Below are 25813 nucleotides of genomic sequence, written 5' to 3'. Positions count from 1 at the left end.
ATATGTAAGTCTAACTAAAAAATGATGCTTATGAAAACAGACCTGATTCTTGCAGAGCTTGAAGCAAAACATCCTGGAGAGAAGGAATACTTGCAAGCCGTAAAAGAAGTTCTTCTTTCAATAGAAGATGTGTATAACCAACATCCGGAATTCGAAAAAGCTGGTATTATTGAGCGTCTGGTCGAACCTGAACGGATACTCACATTTCGGGTGCCTTGGGTAGATGACAAAGGAAAAGTTCAGGTAAACCTTGGTTATCGCGTACAATATAATAACGCAATTGGTCCGTATAAAGGAGGTATCCGCTTCCACCCGTCTGTAAATCTTTCAATATTGAAATTTCTCGGTTTCGAACAAACGTTTAAAAATGCATTGACAACATTGCCTATGGGTGGTGGTAAAGGCGGTTCCGACTTCTCTATTCGCGGAAAGAGCGACGCGGAGATCATGCGTTTCTGCCAAGCCTTTATACTCGAGTTGTGGCATAATATAGGACCGGACACAGATGTTCCGGCCGGTGATATAGGTGTTGGCGGACGAGAAGTAGGCTATATGTATGGTATGTATAAGAAACTGGCACGTGAAAACACCGGAACATTTACAGGAAAAGGAATGGAATTCGGAGGTTCTATCCTTCGTCCGGAAGCAACCGGATTCGGCGCCCTTTATTTTGTGCACCAAATGCTGAAAACGCATGGCATAGATATTAAAGGTAAGAGTGTGTCAGTCTCCGGTTTTGGAAATGTGGCCTGGGGTGCTACAATAAAGGCTACAGAATTAGGTGCTAAAGTAGTTACGATTTCAGGACCTGACGGATACATCTATGATCCGGATGGCATTTCCGGTAAAAAGATTGATTATATGCTTGAGTTACGTAACTCAGGGAATGATATTGTAGCCCCTTACGCAGATGAATTCCCAGGTGCGACTTTCTTCCCCAATAAAAAACCATGGGAACATAAAGTAGATATCGCGCTTCCGTGTGCTACACAGAATGAGTTAAATGAAGAAGATGCACGTATGCTAATCGCAAACAAAACACTCTGCGTGGCTGAGGTATCCAATATGGGCTGTACGGCTGAAGCAGTGGATTTATTTATTGAGCATAATCAGCTATTTGCACCCGGAAAGGCTGTTAATGCCGGTGGTGTAGCAACATCCGGACTGGAAATGACACAAAATGCGATGCATATTTCGTGGACAGCAGCTGAAGTAGATGCGAAGCTACATCAAATTATGGGAAGTATCCACGATCAGTGTGTGGCTCATGGCAATGATGGAAAATATATTAATTATGTAAAAGGAGCGAATATCGCAGGCTTTATGAAAGTAGCCCGTGCAATGATGGCACAAGGGGTTGTATAAGAATTAAACTATTTGAATGATTAAAACAGAGGCTCTTCAAACAATACTTGAAGGGCCTCATTTCTTATTTATCACCTTATCTTTTTGGGGTTTTTGGCAATAAAATCCTTCCATCCTGTGTATTTCTTTTCAGCAATAGGATTATTCGATTGCAGATAATGACAAAGCGCGGCGGCCAGTCCGTCTGTTGCATCCAGTTGCGGTAGCATTGACGATTCAGGGATATGTAGTATACGTTGCAACATACCTGCTACCTGCTCTTTAGACGCATTACCATTTCCGGTGATAGCCATTTTAATCTTCAAGGGAGCGTATTCAAAAATCGGAATATCCCTATTTAAGGCCGCAGACATGGCAACACCTTGTGCCCGGCCTAATTTCAACATACTCTGCACATTCTTTCCGAAAAAAGGAGCCTCAATAGCCAATTCATCCGGATGATATTGATCGATTAAGGAAGTAACGCGTTCGAAAATTTTTCGAAGACGCAGATAGTGATCATCAAACTTATTCAATTGCAATACACCAATAGCCTCCATGCTCGGCTTATTCCCCCTAACAACTAAAATTCCATAACCCATGACAATCGTACCCGGATCAATTCCTAAGATGACACGCTCTTTACTCATTTTCTCCAGTCAATTTCTTCAAGAAGCGTACTAAACCCGGCAATTTTAGGCCCAAACTTAGCAACCAACTCTTGATGCAAAAGTTTACCCTCGCTTTCTAACCAAAAATTTAACGTGTCGATGTTCTTAACATGAAACTGAACAGAGAAATTCACCCCCTCATCTTCCGAATCATGCAAAACTTTCCGAAGTAAAGGATTCAGAAGAAAACCACTTGCACTTGCGCGAGGCAAATACACCTCCCTTAAGAAAGCAACGCCCTCATCCAAAACCCCATTATCTATATGAAAAGTAGTGTTGTAAACAATCATATCTCTTTATTTTATCACACAAAGATAGGATATATCAGGAAAACGCCTATATTTGCACTCGAAATTATGGGGCATTAGCTCATCTGGCTAGAGCGTTAGACTGGCAGTCTAAAGGTGATCGGTTCGAGTCCGATATGCTCCACTTTATAAGAGAAGTCATTGTTTTGGCTTCTCTTTTTTGTTAAAGTGAAATTAAGAAAAAACTCCAAATAAATAGTTGATAATAAGCACATTATGGTTTGTTTGTTATGTGTAAAATTAGTAAAACTGATTTTTTTTGACCAAAGGACTCCACATTAACTGGTGTATCCAAAGTGTACATTAATTGTTAAAACTATGTTAATGTATAGTCCAAGTGTATAGTGGAAAACCATGTACACTAAAAAACATTATGGCCTTAATATTTCTATTCATCAATATATGGAAATTCAAATTGGCGACAATAATTTTACTCCTTTTTTAAGTTAAAAACGGCACTTTGTTTGCTGGTTTTGGATGTCTCCTTATCCTTTTGATAATCAATGAATTGTGTGTTTCGAAAAACATAAAGGTTATTTTTGGAAAAATAAAGGTTATCTTCAGAAAAATAAAGGATATATTTTCAAACATATAGTATTGCAAAAAAACGCCTCCATTTCAGCGTGAAATTTGAATTGTTAATTTGCTTCAGTAAAAGGCAATATGTAAACCGGACTTTCTGCCTGATCTAAATGAAGTCTGAATAAAAAAATCCTGATTGGAATTGTATTTAAAATCATCATTTTTATCGACAAAATTAATGGTGAAAAATAGGGCAGGGTTTTATGTTTTTTTGTCCTGCAAAAAATAAATGTATCTTTACCATGTTGCTAATTTTATTTACAGATAGTGAGATTTAGTACTGAGGGTAGTCGAATTGTCTTAAAATAGTCAAATTTGAGAGACCCTAAATCTGTAATATTTTTTTTAAATCAACAATTTATAGGATTAACCGATGCATGATATTAATCATACACAAGACTTGAAAAAACTGAATAGGATAATTCGAAAGTATGAAAAACCGCTGATTCATTTTGCTTTTTCCTATACTGGCGATTTTGAAGCATCAGAAGATTATGTTCTTGAATCATTCATGGAGTATTGGACAAATAGAGATAGTTTGACTAACCAGGCTAACTCAAATATACTTGCGTTCATTCTTACCGTAGTAAAACACAAATGCTTAAACCACCTCAGGCAAAGAAAATATCAAGAGTCGATTTCAGATAATATTCGTGATTTGTATCAATGGGAGTTGGATTTGCAGATTAACTCCTTGTCATCTTGTGAGCCTAACGAATTATTTAAAACAGAAATTACTGCAATTGTGGAGGATACGTTAAGTAAATTACCATCAGACACAAGAAAGATATTTATTATGAGTAGGGATGAAAATAAAACCAGAAAAGAGATTGCTGAAATTATGAATATGAGTGTCAAAGGTGTTGAATATCATATTTCAAGAGCCTTGGTCGAGTTAAGAACTAATCTGAAAGATTATCTGTTTTATATTTTGTTAACTATTTACAACTAGGCTGTTGTCCTCCCCGTGTTCTTTATATATAGTTCGCAAACTATAAAAAGAATGAAGGAGCCGGATTTACATAAATTTTTCTCAGGTAGTTTCTCTGAAAAAGAAAAAATACATTTAAAGCATTATTTGGAGGAACATCCAGATTATTACGATCATTTCCTGAAGGAGAGGAAGATTTATAATCTGAGCTTATTTAGCCGACAGTTGAGTACACCTAAAAAAGAACAAGCTGTCAATAAGCATTTTCTTAAAAAGATTTATTGGACTTATTCAAAGGCCGCAGTACTACTTTTGTTGATATTCATTTCCTTTTATTCTTTATATACTAAAAAGACTGTCACACCGCATACCGCCTATCAAACAATAACGGTTCCATTTGGTCAACGGGTTAATATAGACCTTCCTGATGGAAGTAAAGTCTGCTTAAACGCAGGTACTTCTATAAAATATCCTGTGACTTTTAACGAAGACGTTCGCGAAGTAATAATTGAAGGAGAGGCCTATTTTGATATTTTCAGAAATGAAAATATTCCCTTTCGTGTATCTGCCGGTAATCATAAAATAGAAGTTTTAGGAACAAAGTTTAACGTTAATGTTGATGTCTCTAAAAATAGATTTGAAACAGCCCTTTTTGAAGGGTCTGTAAAAATTGTTGATGCATCATCTCCTGAAAAATATGTGAAATTAGATCCAAATACACTGTGTAGCTATCTAAATGGAGATCTGCAAATTTCAACATTAACCGACCTCGAAAAATTTGACTGGCGGGATGGTATTCTAAGTTTTCATAAAGAACGTTTTGACGATATAATGACTGTTTTTGAGAAGTCGTATGGTTGTAAAATAAATGTATTAAACCAAAATGTAAATCAATATCTATATACAGGTAAGTTTCTTCAAACCGATGGTATAGATTATGCTTTAGGCCTCTTGCAGGAGAGTATCCGTTTTTCTTATTTCCGGGATAAAAAAACGAATACAATAATCATTAAGTAGGGTATTAATAAAACACACAGCCTATGAAACAACCTTTTTGTCGGTTTTAGTTGAAAAATATTCAGTTAACCATTAAATCCAGATAAAGAATTTACTTTCTGGAGAAGAGAAGTATTAATACTAGAATTTTAGATCGTAAAATTATGGAAAAAAAACTATTATGGAGATTTTGCAATATTAAATCTGTATGCCTTCAGGTTATTCTCTTATTCTCGTGCATAGTGTATTCATCTGCTCTTGAAGTTAAGTCCCAAAAAACGGACGTGACTATAAATGAGAAAAATATAAATGTAGAACAAGCCCTTCGCGTTATTGAACAGCAGACGGACTATATGTTTGTTTACAACACACAAATAGATATGGATAGGATTGTGTCTATTAGTGTGGAAAATGAATCTATTTCCGACGTTTTGGATAAACTGTTCAAAGGAACCGGTGTAAAGTATAAAATAGAAGGTTCGCATATTGTGCTGTCGGTTCAAAAGGAAAAAGAGAAGCCCTCAACAAATCAGGTTACACAAAAAAAGAAAATAACAGGTACTGTATTAGATGAGAAAGGTGAAGCTATTATTGGAGCCAATGTCGTAATCAAAGGTACTACTGATGGAACAATAACTGATTTTGACGGAAAGTTCTCGCTGGATGTTTCTACTGGCAATGTGGTAGAAATAAGATATGTAGGTTATATACAGCAGTCTATAGTGATAGATTCACAAAGTACGCTTACTGTAAAACTGTTAGAGGATCGTCAGGCTTTAGGTGAAGTGGTTGTTATTGGTTATGGTGTACAAAAGAAGGAAAACCTTGTTGGTGCAGTTGCTGCCATACAGGGGGAAGAAATTGCTTCTACGAATGCTTTTGATGTAACAAATGCTATTTCAGGAAGATTGCCGGGGGCAACGGTAATACAAGGTTCGGGTGAACCTGGAAAAGATGAAGCGCAGATACTTATTCGTGGACGATCTACTTTAGGGGATCGAAAAGGTGATTCGAAACCATTAAATCCTTTAGTCGTAATTGATGGTATTCCTGACAGAAGTTTGTATGAGATTGATCCAAATGATATAGAAAGTATATCTGTGCTGAAGGATGCGTCTGCGGCAATCTATGGATCGCGTGCTGCAAATGGGGTAATACTTGTTACAACAAAAAGCGGAGCTAGTCAGAAAGCAAAATTAGATTATCAATTTTCTGCCAGCTTTAAAGCTCCGACAATTCTGCCTAAACTTGCAAATGCCGGTGAATATTCTCAGTATATTTCAGATTATCAGGATTATGAAGGGCTAAGCAGACTTTATTCTGACAGGGATATTGAATTGTTTAAAAGCGGAATAGACCCATGGGAGCATCCTAATTCCGATTGGATGGGCGATTTGGTTAAAGACTGGACAACAGATACCCGGCATAGCTTATCTATTAATGGTGGGTATGAAAAAATGAGGTATTATGTTTCTTTCGGCTATAAAAACAATCAGGCGTTTTATAAGCAAGAATCCACAAAATACAAACAGTATAATTTAAGAGCCAAAATTGATGTGCCTATCACCGATTGGCTTGACGCATCTGTTCAATATGCCGGATTTATGACGTCAAAGAAATATCCTACAACAGAAACATCCAAGTTGGTTGGATGGGCTACTTTAGTTGTTCCTACAGTTCCTTCTTTTTGGCCTACCGGAGAACCCGGACCCGATTTTGAAGGTGGTGTGAATCCTGTTGTCAACACAAGTTTTGATGCAGGATACGACGAGCAGGAAAACTATAAAAACGAGCTGACATTCCGTGCATCCATTAAACCTCCTATGATTGAGGGATTATCTATTGATGGATTCTTTAATTATGATGTGAGCAATTATAATAAGAAAGTTTTTAAAAAACCATGGACTTTATATTATGCTGATTATGAAACAGCAGTAAGAAATGAAGATGGTTTTATCACCAGTATGGATCTTGAACCCCGTTTGCGTGGTCTTGATTCTCCTGAACTGACTCAGGAAAATTCAAGAACAAGAAAGCAAATGTTTAATATCAGTTTTAATTACGGACGAACATTTGGAGATCACACATTCTCTATTTTTGGTGCTTTTGAACAGTTAGACGAAGATTACTTTATTTTTGATGCCTATCGTAAATACTTCATTTCTGATTTAGTTCAAGCTTTAGATGCAGGAGGTGAGAAAGATAAATCGAATTCCGGTAAACTGAGCATTTATGCTCGTCAATCCTGGATTAGCCGATTAAACTATAGCTATAAAGACAGGTATTTGATGGAATTTATATTTCGTCGTGATGGTTCTATTAAATTTCCTCCTTCCAGCAGATGGGGAAATTTCCCGGCAATTCTTTTAGCATGGCGTGCATCAGAAGAAAGTTTCTGGAAAGAGAACTTATCGTTTATTGACTATTTCAAACTGAGGGGAACTTATGGTAAAATGGGGATGGACCCGGGAGATCCTTTCCAATATATTAATAAATATGCTCTTGATGCAGGGGTAACATTGGGTAGTTCAAAAGATGTGGTAACAAAGATTTACCAGTCTGTAGTTGCAAACTCTAATATAACATGGGAGAAACAAACTACCTATAACTTTGGATTTGATTCTCAATTTTTGAATCAAATGTTCCACTTAAATACAGAGTTTTTCTTTAACAGACGTTCCGATATTCTTGTAAAGAAAAATGCGTCTGTGCCCAGTTTTACCGGTTTGGCATTGCCCGACGAAAATATAGGTATAGTGGATAATAGAGGTTTCGAAATCGACGCCGGTTTTCATAAAAAATTTGGAGAAGTAAGACTCGATTTATCGGGAAACCTGAGCTTGGCGCGTAATAAAGTGAAGTTTATGGATGAACCTGAACGTGCTGTGGAATGGCAAAGAGAAACCGGTCATCCGTATGGAACAAAATTAGTATATAATGCAATAGGAATATTTAAAACACAAGCCGAAGTAGATGCATACCCTCATTGGGCTGGAGCAAAACCGGGAGATGTGATTTTTGAAGATTATAATGGGGATGGCGTGATTAATGCGGATGACCGTATTTTAATGGATAAAACTGATGCTCCTGAGTTATTCTATGGTATTAAGTTGGATCTGGCATATAAAAACTGGTCGTTCTCTGCATTGGCACAAGGACAAGGTAACTACTATGTAAGTTCTATTGAAGGTAATAGAGGTGTTGGTCAGAATGTGTTCCAATGGATTGCAAATGGTTATTGGACTCCTGAGAATAGCAATTCAAATCAAGCCAGACCTTTTCATCGTGCTGATCAATACTGGTCATATTTAAGTAATGGTAATTCTTATTGGTATGATAATATGGCTTATCTACGATTGAAGAGTGTTATGGTCAATTATACTATTCCTCAACTTTTAACTAAAAAAGTTGGTGTTTCTAAAGCTGATGTATATGTGTCGGGCTATAATTTATTCCTGATCTATTCAGCTCAAAGAAATTATGACCCTGAAGTGGCTAATCCTCAATATTATCCGGCGATGAAATCCATTAATCTGGGTGTTAAACTTACTTTTTGACGGCATACAAATGATAAAATCACAAAAAATATGGAAAAGAATAATTTGATATATAAGTGTTGCATTTCTGTTATTGCAATAATATTTATGACAACATCTTGTGATAATGTACTTAATCAAGATCCGGTTGACTCATTTAATGAAGAATCTTTATTCCGGGACATAAATCTGGTAGAGGCCTTTTTGTATCAGTGTTATGATCAAATAGGTGGTGATCATGAGAATGTATTGGGAATGAAAGAGGATTTGTTGTCTTCTTCTACAGATGAGTTACTTAATATTCATAGGGCAGGTAATGTAACATTCACAAAAGGTACATTAACGCCAAGTTATTTAGGGCATTTCGGAGGTACAGGAAATAGTGTAGGTGTAAGGTATAGTTTTATACTCTGGCATGATCTGTATAGGAATATTAAAAACGTCAATACGTTATTGGATGGAATTGATGATGTACCTGTAAAAACAGCTGCTGAAGAAGCTAAGCTACAGCAGATAAAAGCAGAAGCACTTTTTATTAGGGCTTTTGACTATACGAATCTCCTGAGATCTTATGGCGGGTTGGTGCTTTCGGATAAAAAATATGATTTGAAAGATGACTTCCTTCTGCCAAAACGCTCTACTCTGCAGGAAACAGTAGACTTTATTCTCAAGGATGTTGATCTGGCTATTGAAGGTTTACCTCTTAAAGCGGATATTGAACAAGGGCGAGCAACAAAAGGAACAGCGGCTGCATTAAAGTCAAGATTGTTGAGCTTTGTTGCCGGAGAGCTTACTAACGGAGGATATGAAGCTTCTAATCCTTTGGTTTCCTTTGATGGAGGGAATCGAACAGACAGGTTGTTGGCTGCAAAGAATGCTGCGAAAGAAGTGCTGGATGGTAAATATGGCAAATATGCGCTGACCGGTGCAGCTGGAGAACCTTCCGCAGATATTACTGAAGCGGAGATACAAGCTTATGCTGAAAATTATGCCGGAATATTTTTACAGAAAGGCGTTTGGGACGACGAAATTATATTTGGTGTACAATACCTGAATAAACAAGGGAATGTTGCTAGGAATAATCTCTACTGGGGACCTAACGGTTATAATTGTTGGGGGAATAATGAACCGATAGAAGATTTGGTACGGGAATATGAAATGAAAGATGGATCTTCTTTCCAATGGGACAAATATAAACCGGGAGATAAAAGTGTTAGAGCTTTCACTAAACAACAATTGGAGACGGATCCTGAACATAATCCATATATTGGAAGAGAGCCTCGTTTTTATGCATCTATTTTATTTGACGGAGCTCCTTGGAGAGATAGACCTTCTACTGACAATAAGATTCAGATAGGACATAAAATTAAACGTCCGGGCAACGCCTTGATTGGAAAAGATGTGGCAAGCCTGATGAGCGAGATAAGTAAAATGGAGTCTGATCAAATAGGTGGAGCAGATTCAAGATCTGCGGCAAACCAAGCATGGAATGGTACAAAAACAGGGTATTATATACGTAAAATGCTTGATGTTACGTTGAACGGAGAAATCGATAATAATGAAAATACCTGGGTTGAGATGAGATTGGCTGAGGTCATGCTGGATTATGCTGAAGCTTGCATTGAATTAGGTGAAGTAGAAGAAGGTTTGAAGGCTGTTAATAAAATAAGAAATCGAGCAGGATTACCTGGAAGAGAGTTGTCTGCAGACCAGAATCAGGCACGTGAATGGTATAGACATGAACGCCTTATCGAAATGATGGGAGAGGGTGACCGTTGGTATAGCATACGTAAATGGATGATTTGTGATAAAGTAATAAAGAGTTTTAGTCCTACATATATTTATCATTTTGAGGACGGAGTTTCGATATATATCTATAATACAACAACTCTGGCGGATACCAGAGAGTGGAATAAAAGGCAATATTGGTTGCCGATAGCTATCGAAGAAATGAATAAAGCTCCTCAGTTACAGCAAAATCCGGGTTATTAACTTTAAATCAAAATAGTATGAAGTTTTCAAGAAGAAATTTTATTAAAACGGCAGGTGTAGCCACTGTTGGTACGCTTATTCCTAAAAGTACGATTTTAGCATCCGAATCGGCCTGGTCGGCCAATAGCAATACGCTAAAAGTCGGGTTGATAGGTTGTGGCGGACGTGGCACGGGCGCGGCAGAAGAGGCGCTGAATGCCGATCCCAATGTTGTGCTGACTGCCATGGCTGATGCTTTCGGTGATCAGCTGGACGCTTCTTATAAGAAGTTGAAAGGGAAAATGGCGCAGAAGGTACAGGTGCCGGACAATAAGAAATTCGTAGGTCTGGATGCTTATCAGAAGCTGATTGATTCGGATGTTGATGTTGTTCTTTTGGCAGCTCCTCCCGCTTTTCGCCCAATGCATCTTGAAGCCGCGGTAAATGCGGGAAAACACATTTTCTGTGAGAAACCGTTTGCCGTAGATGGTCCCGGTTTGCGTAGGGTAATTATGGCGGCTCAAAAGGCAAGAGAAAAATCGCTGTCGTTAGTCTCCGGTTTTTGCTGGAGATATCACCTCCCCAAAAGAGAAACGTTTGGCCGGGTTCTAAATGGACAAATCGGAGAAATCCTTTCGGCCGAGGCAACTTACAATACCGGCGAACTTTGGTCTAAAGATCGTCAGAATGGCTGGTCGGACTTTGAGTATCAGCTACGGAACTGGTTGTATTACAACTGGCTTTCGGGCGATCACATCATAGAGCAGGCCATACATAGCCTTGATATGTTGCAGTGGGGAATGGGCGACGCCATGCCTATTCGGGTCAGCGGTACCGGAGGAAGACAAAAAAGGGTGGATCCTAAATTCGGTAATGTCTATGATCACTTTGCGGTTACTTACGAATATTCAAATGGGGCAAAAGCTTACTTCTCTTGTCGCCAGCAGACAAACACCGCTCCTTCGTATGCCGTGGAGCTAACCGGAAAAGACGGTAAATGTATTGTGGATTGCCGTACCGGACTGCACGAAATAAAAGGAAAAAATCCTTGGGTATATGCCGACGAAACCAAGTTTACGGACGAAAACGCGTACCAGCGTTCGAAAGTCCGGAGCATGTATCAACAGGAACACGATGAACTGTTCGCTTCTATCAGAGACAATAGGCCGATCAATGACGGCGACTGGATGACGCGCTCTAACTTAGTGGCTCTTGCCGGAAGAATGGCCGGTTACACCGGTCAGACCATCTCTTGTGAACAAGCACTTTGCTCATTGGAAACCCTGTTTCCTGAGAATGTATCATGGGACACAAAGCATACTATTCCAATTGCCATTCCGGGCATAACTCAATTAAAATAAGTATATGGAACGAAGAAATTTTATAAAATCAGCTGCTGTTTTATCCGGATTGTCTGTCGTCCCGTCTTTTGTTACAGCCTCAACAGAAGAGACGCAGATCATCAATCAGAAGAAACTTAAAAAAGGCTTGGGGTATGGCATGATAAAAGAAGATATCCCGCTTCTCGATAAGTTTAAAATGGTAAAAGATCTCGGTTTTGACGGAATCGAATTTAATGCGCCCGTTGAGATACCGATAAAAGAGCTGTTGGACGCAAAAGCTAAAACGGGGATTGAATTGCCCAGCGTGGTGAACAAGGACCACTGGTCTAAACCCCTTTCCCATCCTGATCCGAAAGTAAGACAGGAATGCATTGATTCGGTTGCTAAGTCGTTGGAGGAAGTAAAAGCGCTTGGCGGAGATACCGTATTGGTCGTTCCGGGCGTTGTAAACGAAACAATTCCCTATGAGCAAGCCTACAACACCGCCTTGGAATCCATTCGAAAACTCATTCCGGCGGTCGAAAAAACAGGTATGTATATCGGTCTGGAGAATGTATGGAGCAACTTTATACTAAGTCCCGTTGAAGCCCGCCGCTTTGTTGATGAAATAAATCACCCGCTGATAGGTTGGTATTTTGACATCGGAAACATCTTGCGTTACGGTTGGCCGGAGCACTGGATTGAAACACTAAATTCCAGAATAGTAAAACTTCACATCAAGGAATTTAGTCGCGAAGCCATGAATAAAAAAGGCCTTTGGGAAGGATTTAACGTCGAACTCCTCGAAGGAGACAACAACTGGCCGGTAGTAATGAAGGCAGTAAGCAAGATAAACTACACCGGAGGATGGGTTACAGCCGAAGTAGGCGGAGGAGACAGAAACCACCTAAAGAAAATCTCAGAACAAATGGATCGCATTTTTGCTTATTATAAATAGAAGATCACCCCGAATTATAACGTAGAGGTAGCCTATTTTTGTAGACTACCTCTATTTGTTTTCCTATTACCACGACACATAACACTAATATTAAGGAATTTACATATACCTAAAACACTTATTTTAACAACATTTAAAATCAATGTTTATAATAAACTGTCCGCAAAACGCATTACCTCACACCATAAATGTCACTTTTCCCTGTGCTTTTTCGCAATTTATCATTCCTTATTCGCAAACTATCCAAATTAAGGCAATAATAATCCTTTGTTTTGCTACAGTTAAAATCAGAGTACAAAATAAACATGAAAGGAGGTGGAAAATAACAATTCGCTAAGTCTGAAAACAAATAAAGTATATCTAAAATCACTATTATGTTTTTAACCAATTAAAATGTTACAAAAACATTCCGTAGCATTTTGATACAAAAATATCATTTTATCAATCATGAATATAAAAAAAATAATACTCTTTATAGCCATTTGCCTTCTGCCAACATATTTACTGGCACAAACCACACAAGAAGGCAAAAAAGCAATTACGGGAGTGGTATTAGATGACCAAAACGAGTCTATGCCGGGAGTGAATGTTGTGGTTAAAGGCCTAAACACAGGAGTTGTAACAGACATCGATGGAAATTACTCTATACTTGTTTCTAATGATGATATTCTAGTTTTCTCCTTTATTGGATATACCACACAAGAAATTGCAGTGGGTAATAAAACTAAAATCGATGTTGCTTTAAGAGGAGATACAGAATTAATAGATGAAATAGTTGTTACTGGATATGGAGGACGACAGAGACGTTCTAAATTAACAAACTCCATTGCAACAGTAAAAAATGAAACTCTAAAATCGGGCTTGTACTCTAATCCGGCACAAGCTTTATCTGGAGCAGTAGCCGGGTTAAAAGTAATACAATCGTCAGGAAGTCCTAGTGCTGCTCCAACTATTGTCTTGCGTGGAGGAACAAATTTAGATGGAACTGGATCTCCATTAATTATGATTGATGGTCAAGTTAGAGACAATCTAAATGACATAAATCCAGAAGATATTGAATCCTTAGAAGTCTTAAAAGATGCAGGAGCTACAGCTTTATATGGAGCCAGAGCAAATAATGGGGTGATTTTAGTTACAACTAAAACAGGAAAATCAGGAAAATCCTCCATTTCATTTAAAGCTAGAGTCGGTATTAATTATTTAAATAATCCATATGAGATGATGAATGGTGGCGACTATCTTTATTGGATGCGCTCAGCGGTTAAAAATGCTTCTCAAATATGGCAAAATCAAAAAGGAGATTGGCAAGGATATACAAATATGTCTTCTTTAGACGGGGTACAACCTTATGGAGTTGGGAATTTATATTGGGATCCAAACAATCCAACAATTGCTTTAGATGGAAATAAGGATGCAAGAGCAGTTTGGAGCCCAATGATTTTGGATGACACAAATCGCTTTCTTTTGTCTGAGGGATGGCAAACAATGAAAGATCCCATAACTGGTGAGACTATCATTTATACAGAATTTGATTATGCAAAAGCTGCATTCAAAAATCCTTCAATTACACAAGATTATAATATTGCTTTGTCAGGAGGTAATGATAAGGGACATTACTATGCTGGAATTGGTTATTATGATGCTGAAGGTATACCTATAAAAACTTATTATAAAAGGATAACAGCTATTTTTAATGGTGATTATAAAATCAAGCCTTGGCTAACCTCATACACTACCTTCAATTTTGCGAATACAAACAAAAAAGAAAGTGCAAATATTGGATATGGAGATTATTTTGGAAGAATGCTAAGCGCACCTCCAACTATGCGAGGCTATAACGCAGATGGAGAAGAATTGTTGGGAAGAAGTGCAACTGATGGAAATCCGAAAAAAAATATAGACAAGTTTATTCGTGATCTAAATACAGATAAATTCACATTAGGCCAATCCTTTCAATTCGATCTTTTTAATGGCTTTTATGTTAAAGCTAGTGCATTGTGGGCATACGATGAAAATTTCAATGAAACTTTTGATAAAGATTATCTTTCCGCTCCAGGAATTTGGTCAAGGACTCGTAGTACAGCCGCCAGCTTTGAACGTAAAAAACGGCAGACATATAATATAATTGCAAATTATGACTTTTTAATTCAGAAAAATCACGCATTTAGCACTTTATTGGGATTTGAGTACTTTGATGATTATCTGAAAGGCTTTAATGCTAGTGGATCTGGAGCTCCAACTGATGATTTTCAAGATTTAGGACTTACTTCTTCAGACAAAAATAAACGAAATATTGATTCCTGGCATATACGACAACGAATTATGTCTTTTATGGGACGAATTAATTATGATTACAAAGAGAAATATTTAGCGTCTGTAACTTTTAGAAGAGATGGATATTCTACCTTGATTGATAATAGATGGGGATTATTCCCTGGCGTTTCATTAGGATGGGTTTTCGGTAAAGAAAATTTCATGCAAAAAATGACAGATATTATATCGTTTGCAAAATTAAGAAGTAGCTATGGGGTTAATGGTAATGTATCAGGCGTTGGAGCATATGAACTTCAAGGAGCTTATGGAACAGCAAACTATGACGGTACAGTTGGGTATAAATTAACTCAAATTCCTAATCAGTCTTTACAATGGGAAAAATCTAATACTTTTGAAATAGGTTTGGATTTGGGCTGGCTCAATAATGCAATAAATTCCAATATAACGTATTACAACCGTACAACAGTAGATAAGTTTGCAAATATTCCATTACCTGGAAGTTCGGGGATAACAAGCATTCGTTCTAATAATGGAGAAATTAACAATAAAGGATTAGAACTCGAACTTGGCTTTAAAGTACTTAATAATGATGAATGGAAATGGAATATTAATGCAAATATTGCTTATAACAAAAATAAAATTATCAAACTACCTGAAAATGGTTTAGAAAGAAATCGTCAAAGTGCTATTCAAGTTTATACCGGAAATGGAGATGAACGAATTTGGGTTGGAGGATATCAGGAAGGACAGGAGCCTGGTGCTATATATGCGTATGTTGCAGAAGGTATATATAAAAGTGAAGAAGAAGTAATGTCGCTTGCTGCAAACAGAATTGATAAAACAGTAAGTTCGACTGGAGCTGGGAAGTTTTTATACGGTCCAAATGAATGGGCAAAATTAACCGATGCACAAAAAGGAAATGCTTACCCGATTCAAGCCGGCGATGTTATTTGGAAAGATGTAAATAAGGATGGAATAATAGACACCTATGACAAGGTTTACATGGGCAACACAACTCCGAAATGGCTTGGAGGATTCACTAATGTTTTATCATGGAAAGGCATTACTTTCTCTTCCAAATTTGATTTTGCCTTAGGTCATTACCAAGTGGATACGGCTCGACCATTTTTCATGGGATGTATGCAAGGATCCTTTAATTCTATAATTGACACGAGAGATTCTTGGAGTCCTGAAAATCCTAATGCAAAATACCCTAAATATTATTGGGCAGATCAGGCTGGTAAACGGAATTACGATCGACCATCAAATAGTTTATTTATTTATAATGCAAGCTATTTAGCAATCAGGGAATTGTCTTTGAACTATCGTTTACCTCAAACACTTACCCAAAAAATAGGTGCGGAAAATGCAGAATTTTCAATTACCGGACAAAATTTAGGATACATAACAAATTCTAAATTATATACTCCTGAACAAGGAGGAAATACAGGTAGTGGATATGCTCTACCAAGAACTGTGATATTGGGAGTTTCTATTACGTATTAATAAATAATTATCAAAAAAAATGAAACAAATAATTAAATATTTATCAGCATTATTTATTTTTTATGCTTGTGATAGTCTGGATCTTACTCCTGAAGATTATTATGGTAGTGGAAGCTTTTGGAATAACTCATCGCAGGTCGAAGGTTTTATGCTTGGCTTACATAATGATCTACGCAGCACAGATCGATCTGTTTTTAACTTAGGAGAAGCACGTGGGGGAACATCTGTACTCGGAGCAACTGCACTCGGAACAAGTATAATTAATACTACTCCAATAAAAGATAATAATTTCACAAAAGACAATACCGGAATTTCAAATTGGAATGGCTATTATTCAAAAATCCTACAAGTCAATATTTTTATAGGGAAAGTTGAAAATGAATGTTCTTTTCTTTCAGATACTGAAAAAAGTTATTTTTTAGGACAAGCTTATGGATTAAGAGCCTTTTATTATTTTATATTATATCGTACTTATGGTGGGGTACCAGTTATTGATAATGCTGCAGTTTTAAATGGAGCAACAAATGCACAAGATTTGTACACCAAACGCTCAACAGCAAAAGAAACATTAAGTTTTATCAAAGAAGATATAAATAAATCCGAATCTTATTTTGCATCTTCAACCTTAACAACCAATCCTAAATCTTTATGGTCAAGTGATGCAACTTTAATGCTGAAAGGAGAAATTTATTTATGGTCCGCAAAAGTTACCACCCAAGATCAAATTCCGTCTGTTGATGATATTCAAATAGCAAAAAAAGCAATCTCTTCTTTAATAAATAAATACTCCTTATGTCCAAATTTCGAAGATGTTTTTAGTTGCATAAACAAAGGTAATGATGAAATAATTTTCACAATTCGATACCTAGAAGGTGAGGCTACAAGCTGGGCATGGGATTTTGTTTATCCAAATTTCAATTTTGTAGATCAGGTCTACGGTAGGGATGGCATAATAATGGGTGATACATTAGATGCTAAAAGCACAGGATATTATTTTAATGCGTATAAATTTGAGTTGTTTGAATCTTATGATTCTATGGATATGCGTAGAGATGCCACATTTCTAGACTTTTACATGAAAGATGAAAACAAATCAATAACAGGAAAAGGTCTTATTCTTAGAAAATTTATGGGCATCATCAACAGTACTAATAACCGAATATACGTTTCTGACATTCCTATTTATCGTTACGCGGAAACTCTTTTACTAATGGCTGAAATAGAAAACAAATTGGGTAATAATCCTGCTCAATATATAAATGAGGTGCGTAAAAGAGCCTATGGACTTAATTTTAATCCAGAAATACATGAGTATAAAGATCTAGGTTATTCACAAAATGAGCTTGCTATTTTAAAAGAACGTGATAAAGAATTTGTTTGGGAAGGTAAACGCTGGTATGATGTATGTCGTATGCAAGATGCCGAAGGTAAACCACTTGTTTTTTCAACTGATATAACATATGGTTCCACTCAACCGATATTGAATTTTGATTCTGAAGCACATAAATTATTATGGCCAATAGATGTTAATACATTAAACAATGATCCTCTTCTTGAACAAACACCAGGATATGAATAAATATCACAATAAACACTCATGAAAAAAAAACTATTATTCTTTCTTTTTACAAATATCATTCTATTGCAAGCAATTGAATTTAATACTATTGAGTCTGATTTTTCTGACAGAACAAAGATTAAAGAGTTAATAGATAATAAATCACCAATAAACTGGGTATTTACAGGAAATAGCATAACACAAGGAGCAAAGCATACACATGGTATGCGAGCTTTTCCGGAAATTTTTTCGGAACGCATTAGATGGGAAATGCAAAGATCAATGGATTTTATTATCAATTCAGCTATTAGTGGTCATACGACGCAGAATATTTTAAATGATTTCGATAAAAGAATAACTCAATTCAATCCTAAAGTCGTTGTCTTGATGTTAGGTACTAATGATGCATCAATAAATAAAAATATTAGCGTTAAAGAATATGGTGAAAATTTGGAAAAACTAATTGGCCGGATTCGAAAAATTGATGCTATTCCTATATTAATGACCCCGACAATAATAATAATCGAAAAATCCTCAGAGAGAAAGGCTATTAACGATTATGTGTTAAAAATGAGAGAAGTATCACGAAAGAATAATGTGGTTTTAGTTGATAACTGGGAAATATGGAATACAAGTTTACAAAATAAATATCAAGGAGAAGTACATAAGAAATTACTAAATGATCCTCTACATCCCAATGGTTACGGACATATGGAAATAGCTATAGCTTTATTTAAAGCATTATCAATTTTTGATCCGAATGCTGCAAGTTGCGGAGGTGAATATTACGAAGGTGATCATTAAATAGTTTAAATAGCATGAAATATAACAGTGTCAAAATAGCGTTGTATTGTATATTATTATTTATGAGTTTCAATACGTATGCTGTTCAAAATACTAATATTAAATCACTCTTATTTATGAATTTATTATTAACGAACGAGAATCAAATAAGCTCCTCCAAACATTCAAAAGTTATTGAAGGTATTGCTCTTCCTGAAAATTCTGAAAGAGGTGGGCATGTGGGTGGAATGATTAATGGAAAGCCAATTATCTTAGGTGGAACAAGTTGGAATAAGGAAAAAACTTCTAAGACAATACTGAAAAATTCTTTAATATTCGAAGATGATCACTGGACCGAAGGTATTCCTTTGCCTATTCCATTAGCATATTCGATTTTCTGTCATAATGAAACAGGGCTATACATCGCAGGCGGAACCACAGATGGTAATAATATGTCAAACGAAGTTTACGTATTAAAAGCAATTAATAATAAAAACGAGTGGGACAAATTGCCTAATCTGCCTGAATGTATTGGTTTTGGATCCGGCGCTATTTTAAACAACAAATTCTATGTTTCTGGAGGAACCTCAAATGAAGGATATTCAGATAAAATGTGGGTATTGGATATTTGTCAGCCTAACAAAGGTTGGGTTAAGTGTGGATCAATTCCAGGATCTCCAAGGATATTGCATGCTTTAGTGGCATGCGAGAATTATTTATATGTAATTGGAGGTTTATCAGAAGTCAGTCCTTTAACTCCCCTATCAGATCTTTTTCGTTATAATCCTGAAAAAGATAAATGGGAGAAATTAAAGAATCTACCATTTAATGGCTATGGTTGGATGGGTCAATCTCTTGATGCGAATAAGATACTAATAACCGGGCGAGCTGACGGGATGGTTCATAAAGGAATTTGGACAATCGATGTGAAATCCGGGTTAGCAAATAATATAGGATCATTAATAATACAATCAACGACAGCACCTTTGATAAAGATTTCTGAGGAAGAATGGTGGCTAATTGGAGGGGAGCCAGATTCAAATAAAACAAGAACAGGAAAAGTTTCAATAATAAAATTTAAAAAATAATGAAAAAGCAATCTATTAAAACAAGACATTACAAAACCACATGTTTTTGGGCATTTTTTTTATCAATTTTCGTTATGGCATGTAATGCAAACAAAAGTACAAATGCAAGCACTATTGATCCGGAAATAGTATTAACACTTGCTCCGGGTAAAGACAACCCGCGTAATAGTGAGGGAGATTTTGTAACATTAAAAGATGGGCAGATTATGTTTATATATAGCCGTTACACCGGAACTTCATCTAGTGATCATGCCCCAGCATATTTAGCGGCTCGTTACTCAAATGATAATGGTCAAACATGGACTTTAGAAGATAAAGTAATACTGTCTAATGAAGGGGGGATGAATATAATGTCAGTATCCTTACTTCGTTTGAAAAATGGCAATATAGCCCTTTTCTATTTGAAAAAAAACTCAATAGAAGATTGTATTCCAATGATGCGTATTTCTAAAGATGAAGGAAACTCTTGGAGTGAACCTATTGTTTGCATAACAGACAAAAGTGGCTATTTTGTCTTAAACAATGCACGAGTAATACAATTAGAAGATGGAAGACTACTTATGCCTGTTGCATTACATAAAACGTCTAATGGTGAATGGAAAGAGCAAGCTGATTTGTATTGTTATTACTCTGAAGATAACGGCAATACATGGAAATCAAGTACAAGTGTTCCAAATCTCACCAATATTATAACCCAAGAACCAGGAGTAATAGAGCTAAGAGATGGTCGGATAATGATGTATATCCGTGCAAGTGGTGGTCATCAACAACTCTCTTTTTCAACAGATAAAGGTGCTAGTTGGAGTCATATTGAGAGTAGTAATATTGCCTCACCTATATCTCCTGCAACTATAGAAAAGATTCCGGGAAGTGATGATTGGTTGTTAGTGTGGAATAATAATGATGGTTCTGATGCTAAGACAAAAGGACAAAGAACTCCATTAACAATGGCGATCTCCAAAGATGAAGGTAAAACATGGAAAAAAATCAAAAATATTCAGGAAGATCCTGATGGTTGGTATTGTTACATCGCAATCCGTTTTATAGATAATGATAATCTATTGCTTGGATATTGCGCAGGAAGTCAGTCTAATAATACAGGATTATCTTTCACAAATATAACAAGACTTAACAAACAGTGGATATACAAATAATTAATCTTATTCAAATTGTTTATGGGAACACAGAACAAAATAAAAATAATGCGGAGAAATGCATCCGATAACAAATATTTACACAAAGATTTTCATTTATCAATGAATATTCTCTTAAACTATATATATAATAATTGGGGGAAAGAAGCTCTGATAAGCTATTTGCAACAATATACCTGTAGTTTCCATAAACCATTATCTGAACAAATAAAAATCGGCAATATTCATGATCTGGCTATATACTTTAAGGAAGTCTACAAAAAAGAAGAATGGCCGGTACAAATTAATCATGGAAAAGACTTTCTTGAAATAGAGCAATCTGCATGCCCCGGGATTAGTCATATAAAATCTAAAGGGGAACTTCCTTGTCCATTATATATTGAGACATACCGAACTGTTTATAACACATTGTGCCTTAACACTCCTTTTGAATATACTCTTGAGTACTATGATGAAGAAACAGGGGCATGCAAACAAATTTTTAAAAGAAAGGGGTAAAAATGATTTCATGTACAGAATTTATACCAGCATATAGTGAAGGATTCAAGTTCCTTGAACAAATTAACGGAAAAGATGAAGTGAAAAAGTTTTGGAAGGAATTATCAGAAATATATCTAAAAGAAACTTTGTCAAAATTAATCTTAGAAAAAGGTTTGGAAGGATGTTTTGAGTATTGGTCTCAATCACTAAACGAAGAGGCTGCTGATTTTACAATGATATTAGATCAGGATAAAGAAGAGTTTAAAATTGATATGCATAAATGTCCTTCAAGAGGCATGTTGACAGAATTAAAACACATGATTCCATATCATTCGTATTGTGATCATTGCGAGGCCCTATACCGGCCAATTGTTGAAAAAGCAGGCTATACTTATGAAACAAATGTTGATTGCGGTAATTCAACTTGCAATATAACTATAAAAAAACAGATTAAAAATCAAAAAAAATGAGCAAAAAGAGTTTTTATCCTGCTTTAGGTACCCCAACAAATCTTGACGGGACATTAAACGTTGATAGTTTTAATAAACAAGTAGAATTGATGATTGAATCAGGAGCTCAAGGTGTATTGTGTTTAGGTTCAATGGGTAAAATGGCAACCATAAAAAATACAGAATATCCCAAAATTGTTGCTCAATGTTGTTCTTCTGTGAATAATAAAGTCCCGATTATGGTGGGAGTTATGGATTGTTCGATAGATAGAGTTTTAGATAGGATTGAAGCATTAGACAACGCGCAAATAGATGGAGTTGTTGCAACTCTACCCTTCTACAATAAATTAAATGATAATGAAATTGTTACTTTTTTTACAGTCCTTGCTAAAGAGACGAAATACCCTATATACATCTATGATTTACCTGTTGTTACACAATCGTCTATTAATATAAATCATTTAAAAAGTCTTATAAGCAACTCAAATATTAGAGGTATAAAAACAGGAAATCTTCACTTGATACAAGAAATACACAGACATAAACTCACAAATTACAATCAACTATTCTCGGTTTTTTATAGTAATCTTGATCTTTTTGACATTGCATTAAAACTCGGAATAAATAAAAATTTAGATGGAATGTTCACTTGTACACCTTATAATTCAAAAGAGATGTATAAAACGGGGAATAGTGATGCTGTAAATTTAAATCATCTTATCAATATTTTGAGATTGAGGGATCTGTTCATCAAAGAAAATGTTTTATCTGCATATTCATATGCCATGAAACTACTACAATGTCCTGGGAATTATCATCCGGACTACGCCTTACCCATATCTGAAAACTTAAAAGAAAATATTGAAGTGTTAATGAAAGAAATAGGAGAAATCTAAAGTAATGGTCATTGATTCTTCTAAATATAAACTACCCAAAGGAGCCTGGCTCGTCGTTTTTTTTCTATTTGTAGTAGGTGCTTTGAATTATATTGATCGTAACATGTTAACAACCATGCGTAGTTCAATTATTGATTCGATAGAAATGAGCGATGCCCAGTTCGGTTTGTTAACCTCCGTGTTTTTATGGACATATGGTTTTCTTAGTCCTTTTGCCGGATTTATCGCTGATAAATTTAATAGAAGTCATGTTATTATTTCAAGTTTGGTAATATGGTCTATTGTTACTTGGTTAACCGGACACGCCACTACTTATAATCAACTTTTAATTTCACGAGCATTAATGGGAGTAAGTGAAGCTTTCTATATGCCGGCAGCTTTAGCTTTAATTGTAGATTATCACAGAGGAAAAACACAGTCTTTAGCCACTGGAATAAATCTTACAGGAGTAATGATTGGCTCAAGTTTAGGTTTCATCGGAGGCTGGATTGCAGAAAAATACACTTGGAATCTAGCATTTAATGGATTTGGTATAATCGGAGTAGCTTTTGCAGTAATTCTTTTTTTCTTTCTTAAAGATGCACCTGATGACAACAACTCAACAAGAAAAGACATGGTAGAAAAAGTTCTTTTTTTTAATGCAATAAAAAAAATATTCAGTAAATCTGCATTTCTATATCTACTTATTTTCTGGGGGATTTTAGGTTTGGTTAATTGGATGATTGTTGCTTGGCTACCTACTTATTATAAAGAGACCTTCAATCTGTCTCAAAGTTTAGCTGGAATATATGCTACTGCTTATTTTTATCCGGCATCAATAGTTGGATTGTTAGCTGGAGGTTTTATCGCTGATAAATGGAGTGAAAACAATCATCTGGCAAAAATTATAACTCCATTAATTGGACTTACAATCGCTGCTCCGAGCATTCTTTGCGGAAGTATAACTACTACTCTTATCCTAACAATAACCTTCTTCTTCATTTATGGATTATCTAGCAAATTTACTGACACTAACATAATGCCTATGCTATGTTTGATAGTTGATAGAAAATACATCGCAACAGGTTATGGTGTACTTAACATGTTCTCAACTATTATAGGTGGATTGGGTGTTTATCTTGCAGGTATGATGAGGGACTCTCAAACAAATCTTTCATTTATATATCAAATATCAGGGGTTGCAATAATAGCCTGTATTGGTATATTATGTCTAGTAATTAAAAGTGTGAAAAAGGAGAAAAAGAATTTATATTAATATGAAACAAAATGAATTAGGTAAAACAGGATTGTTCGTTTCTGAAATTGCATTTGGAGGTGTTGAAATAGGAATACCTTATGGGATTGGAGTGAAAACAAACTCTGATATGCTGACAGAAAAGGAGGCTATAGCATTGCTTAATGCTGCTTTGGAAAATGGGATTAATTACTTTGACACAGCCCGAATGTATGGCAATAGCGAATATATAATTGGTAAAACATTTAAAGAAAAAAGAGAACAAGTAGTTATAGCTACGAAGTGCTGTCATTTTTTAGATAAAAACGGTGAAATACCAGAAGTCTCAAAATTGGAAAAATGTTTAATGGAATCTTTTCATAAAAGTCTTGAGGCACTTAAAACTGATTATATAGATATATATATGCTTCATCAAGTAAATGAAGATATTATTGAAAATGAAACCATCATCAATTTTTTCTCAAAATTAAAGGAAGAAGGCAAAATTAGAGCGACAGGAGTATCTACATATACCTTGAATGAGACAAAAAAAGCTATTCAGCAGAATGTATGGGATATCCTACAACTTCCATTTAATCTTATGGATCAAAGACAAAAAAGCCTTTTTAACGATGCAAGTAAAAATGGTGTTGGCATTGTTATTCGCTCTGTATTACTTAAAGGATTATTAAGTAATCGCGGTAAAAATTTGCACCCCAAATTAGAAAATGTGGAAAAGCATATTGAAAGTTATAATGTATTCTTAGAGCAAACTAAATTCAATTTACCAACATTAGCAATAAAGTTTGCCCTTTCTTTTCCGGAAGTATCTTCTGTATTAGTCGGTATTGATAAAACAGAATATTTAGAGCAAGCTCTAAATGCTGGACAAGGAAGATGCCTAACAAAAGAAGAATTAGATATAGCTATCAAGCTATCTTTCCCTAACCCTGAATTTATAGATTTATCATATTGGGATAAAATGAACTGGTTAAAATAAAATAATGATGAATATAAATAAATTATTCAGCTTAAAAGGTAAAACCATTCTGGTTTCCGGCGGTGCAGGTTTATATGGAAAATGTATTGTTGAAGGATTGGCAGAAGCTGGTGGAACGATTATTATTGCTTCTCGAAATTTGGCGAAAGTTGTTGAGACTGCAAATCAATTTCGTAATCAAGGATATGATATATATGCCATGCAGGTTGATCAAGGTGATCATACATCAGTTTTAAACCTTAAAGCTGAGATAATAAAGCAGTTCGGTCGGTTAGACGTTTTTATAAACAATGCAGTAGCAAGGCCAATGAAAGGCTATAACGAGCCCATTGAACATTTTGCTGAATCAATGCACATTAACGCTACAGGGTCTATGGATATTCTTCGTGAAATGTGTGGGCTGATTGAAGATAGTGGAGGGGGAAGTGTTATTAATATTGCTTCTATGATGGGTATGCATGGTCCCGACCTTTCTAATTACGATGGAACTGATATGGGGTGGCCTCCACCTGATTACTTTTTTCATAGAGCAGGACTTATTAATCTAACCCGTTATCTGGCTAAGATCTTTGCCGGGAAGAACATTCGTGTAAATTGTGTTAGTCCTGGTGGTTTATTTAATTACCAACCGAAACAATTCGTAGAGAATTATTGTAAAAAAGTACCTGTGGGTAGAATGGCCAATACGGATGATATAAAAGGTTTGATGGTGCTGTTAGCTTCTGAAGCTGGAGCATACATTAATGGTCAAAATATACTTATGGATGGTGGAATGCATGCGTAATTAAAGTAT

General features: G+C 35.8%; 20 protein-coding genes and 1 tRNA gene. 19 read left to right on the top strand and 2 right to left on the bottom strand.

The window, feature by feature from the left end; all coding sequences use genetic code 11:
• The first annotated feature begins 30 nt into the window (after nt 1-30).
• Nucleotides 31-1365, top strand: a complete 1335-nt coding sequence (gene gdhA / locus B9Y81_RS01345; protein ID WP_085535201.1) for an NADP-specific glutamate dehydrogenase — start codon at nt 31-33, stop codon at nt 1363-1365.
• Nucleotides 1366-1436: 71 nt separating this feature from the next.
• On the opposite strand, the gene ruvC is transcribed toward gdhA, so the two are convergent.
• On the bottom strand, nt 1437-1994 hold the full coding sequence (gene ruvC, locus B9Y81_RS01340; protein ID WP_085535200.1) for a crossover junction endodeoxyribonuclease RuvC: 558 nt from the start codon (nt 1992-1994) through the stop codon (nt 1437-1439).
• Nucleotides 1991-2305, bottom strand: a complete 315-nt coding sequence (locus B9Y81_RS01335; protein ID WP_085535199.1) for a DUF4286 family protein — start codon at nt 2303-2305, stop codon at nt 1991-1993. Before B9Y81_RS01335 ends, ruvC begins: the two co-directional genes overlap by 4 nt.
• A 68-nt stretch (nt 2306-2373) precedes the next feature.
• Between B9Y81_RS01335 and B9Y81_RS01330 the strand changes: the two genes are divergently transcribed.
• The 18 genes from B9Y81_RS01330 (at nt 2374) to B9Y81_RS01245 (ending at nt 25804) form a co-directional block, all read left to right on the top strand.
• Nucleotides 2374-2447 (top strand) — tRNA-Ala (locus tag B9Y81_RS01330).
• An 831-nt stretch (nt 2448-3278) separates the two neighbouring features.
• Nucleotides 3279-3857, top strand: a complete 579-nt coding sequence (locus tag B9Y81_RS01325) for an RNA polymerase sigma-70 factor (RefSeq protein WP_085535198.1) — start codon at nt 3279-3281, stop codon at nt 3855-3857.
• A 204-nt stretch (nt 3858-4061) separates the two neighbouring features.
• Complete coding sequence (locus B9Y81_RS01320) at nt 4062-4853, top strand: FecR family protein (protein ID WP_176221428.1); 792 nt, start codon at nt 4062-4064, stop codon at nt 4851-4853.
• Nucleotides 4854-4996: 143 nt separating this feature from the next.
• Nucleotides 4997-8389, top strand: coding sequence for a TonB-dependent receptor (locus B9Y81_RS01315; protein ID WP_085535196.1), 3393 nt, complete (start codon nt 4997-4999; stop codon nt 8387-8389).
• 87 nt (nt 8390-8476) lie between these two features.
• Complete coding sequence (locus tag B9Y81_RS01310) at nt 8477-10360, top strand: RagB/SusD family nutrient uptake outer membrane protein (protein WP_176221427.1); 1884 nt, start codon at nt 8477-8479, stop codon at nt 10358-10360.
• Between the two features lie 17 nt (nt 10361-10377).
• A complete protein-coding gene (locus tag B9Y81_RS01305) occupies nt 10378-11700 on the top strand; it encodes a Gfo/Idh/MocA family protein (RefSeq protein ID WP_085535161.1) in 1323 nt (440 codons plus the stop codon).
• Between the two features lie 4 nt (nt 11701-11704).
• A complete protein-coding gene (locus B9Y81_RS01300) occupies nt 11705-12619 on the top strand; it encodes a sugar phosphate isomerase/epimerase family protein (RefSeq protein WP_085535162.1) in 915 nt (304 codons plus the stop codon).
• A gap of 453 nt (nt 12620-13072) precedes the next feature.
• A complete protein-coding gene (locus B9Y81_RS01295; protein WP_095996239.1) occupies nt 13073-16399 on the top strand; it encodes a SusC/RagA family TonB-linked outer membrane protein in 3327 nt (1108 codons plus the stop codon).
• Nucleotides 16400-16418: 19 nt separating this feature from the next.
• Nucleotides 16419-17978 carry a RagB/SusD family nutrient uptake outer membrane protein gene (locus B9Y81_RS01290; RefSeq protein ID WP_085535193.1) on the top strand — a complete coding sequence of 520 codons (1560 nt, stop codon included), beginning with the start codon at nt 16419-16421 and terminating at the stop codon, nt 17976-17978.
• An 18-nt stretch (nt 17979-17996) separates the two neighbouring features.
• Nucleotides 17997-18761 (top strand): SGNH/GDSL hydrolase family protein, encoded by a 765-nt coding sequence (locus tag B9Y81_RS01285; protein WP_085535192.1) that lies wholly within the window; start codon nt 17997-17999, stop codon nt 18759-18761.
• A gap of 116 nt (nt 18762-18877) precedes the next feature.
• On the top strand, nt 18878-19828 hold the full coding sequence (locus B9Y81_RS01280; protein WP_176221426.1) for a Kelch repeat-containing protein: 951 nt from the start codon (nt 18878-18880) through the stop codon (nt 19826-19828).
• Nucleotides 19828-20982, top strand: coding sequence for a sialidase family protein (locus B9Y81_RS01275; RefSeq protein WP_085535190.1), 1155 nt, complete (start codon nt 19828-19830; stop codon nt 20980-20982). The genes B9Y81_RS01280 and B9Y81_RS01275 overlap by 1 nt, the downstream gene beginning before the upstream one ends.
• A gap of 21 nt (nt 20983-21003) precedes the next feature.
• The gene (locus B9Y81_RS01270; protein ID WP_085535189.1) at nt 21004-21480 is read left to right on the top strand and encodes a hypothetical protein; all 477 of its coding nucleotides are present in this window, start codon (nt 21004-21006) and stop codon (nt 21478-21480) included.
• Nucleotides 21481-21482: 2 nt separating this feature from the next.
• Nucleotides 21483-21932, top strand: a complete 450-nt coding sequence (locus tag B9Y81_RS01265; protein WP_085535188.1) for an L-2-amino-thiazoline-4-carboxylic acid hydrolase — start codon at nt 21483-21485, stop codon at nt 21930-21932.
• On the top strand, nt 21929-22807 hold the full coding sequence (locus tag B9Y81_RS01260; protein WP_085535187.1) for a dihydrodipicolinate synthase family protein: 879 nt from the start codon (nt 21929-21931) through the stop codon (nt 22805-22807). Before B9Y81_RS01265 ends, B9Y81_RS01260 begins: the two co-directional genes overlap by 4 nt.
• Before the next feature lie 4 nt (nt 22808-22811).
• On the top strand, nt 22812-24062 hold the full coding sequence (locus B9Y81_RS01255) for an MFS transporter (protein ID WP_085535186.1): 1251 nt from the start codon (nt 22812-22814) through the stop codon (nt 24060-24062).
• A 1-nt stretch (nt 24063) separates the two neighbouring features.
• A complete protein-coding gene (locus B9Y81_RS01250) occupies nt 24064-25020 on the top strand; it encodes an aldo/keto reductase (protein ID WP_085535185.1) in 957 nt (318 codons plus the stop codon).
• 4 nt (nt 25021-25024) lie between these two features.
• On the top strand, nt 25025-25804 hold the full coding sequence (locus B9Y81_RS01245) for an SDR family oxidoreductase (RefSeq protein ID WP_217809486.1): 780 nt from the start codon (nt 25025-25027) through the stop codon (nt 25802-25804).
• Nucleotides 25805-25813 lie beyond the last annotated feature (9 nt).

The sequence above is a fragment of the Massilibacteroides vaginae genome (assembly GCF_900178525.1).
Taxonomy (GTDB): domain Bacteria; phylum Bacteroidota; class Bacteroidia; order Bacteroidales; family Tannerellaceae; genus Massilibacteroides; species Massilibacteroides vaginae.
The sequence above is the reverse complement of the archived record's forward strand: the minus strand, read 5'-3'. Positions and strand labels throughout refer to the sequence as shown.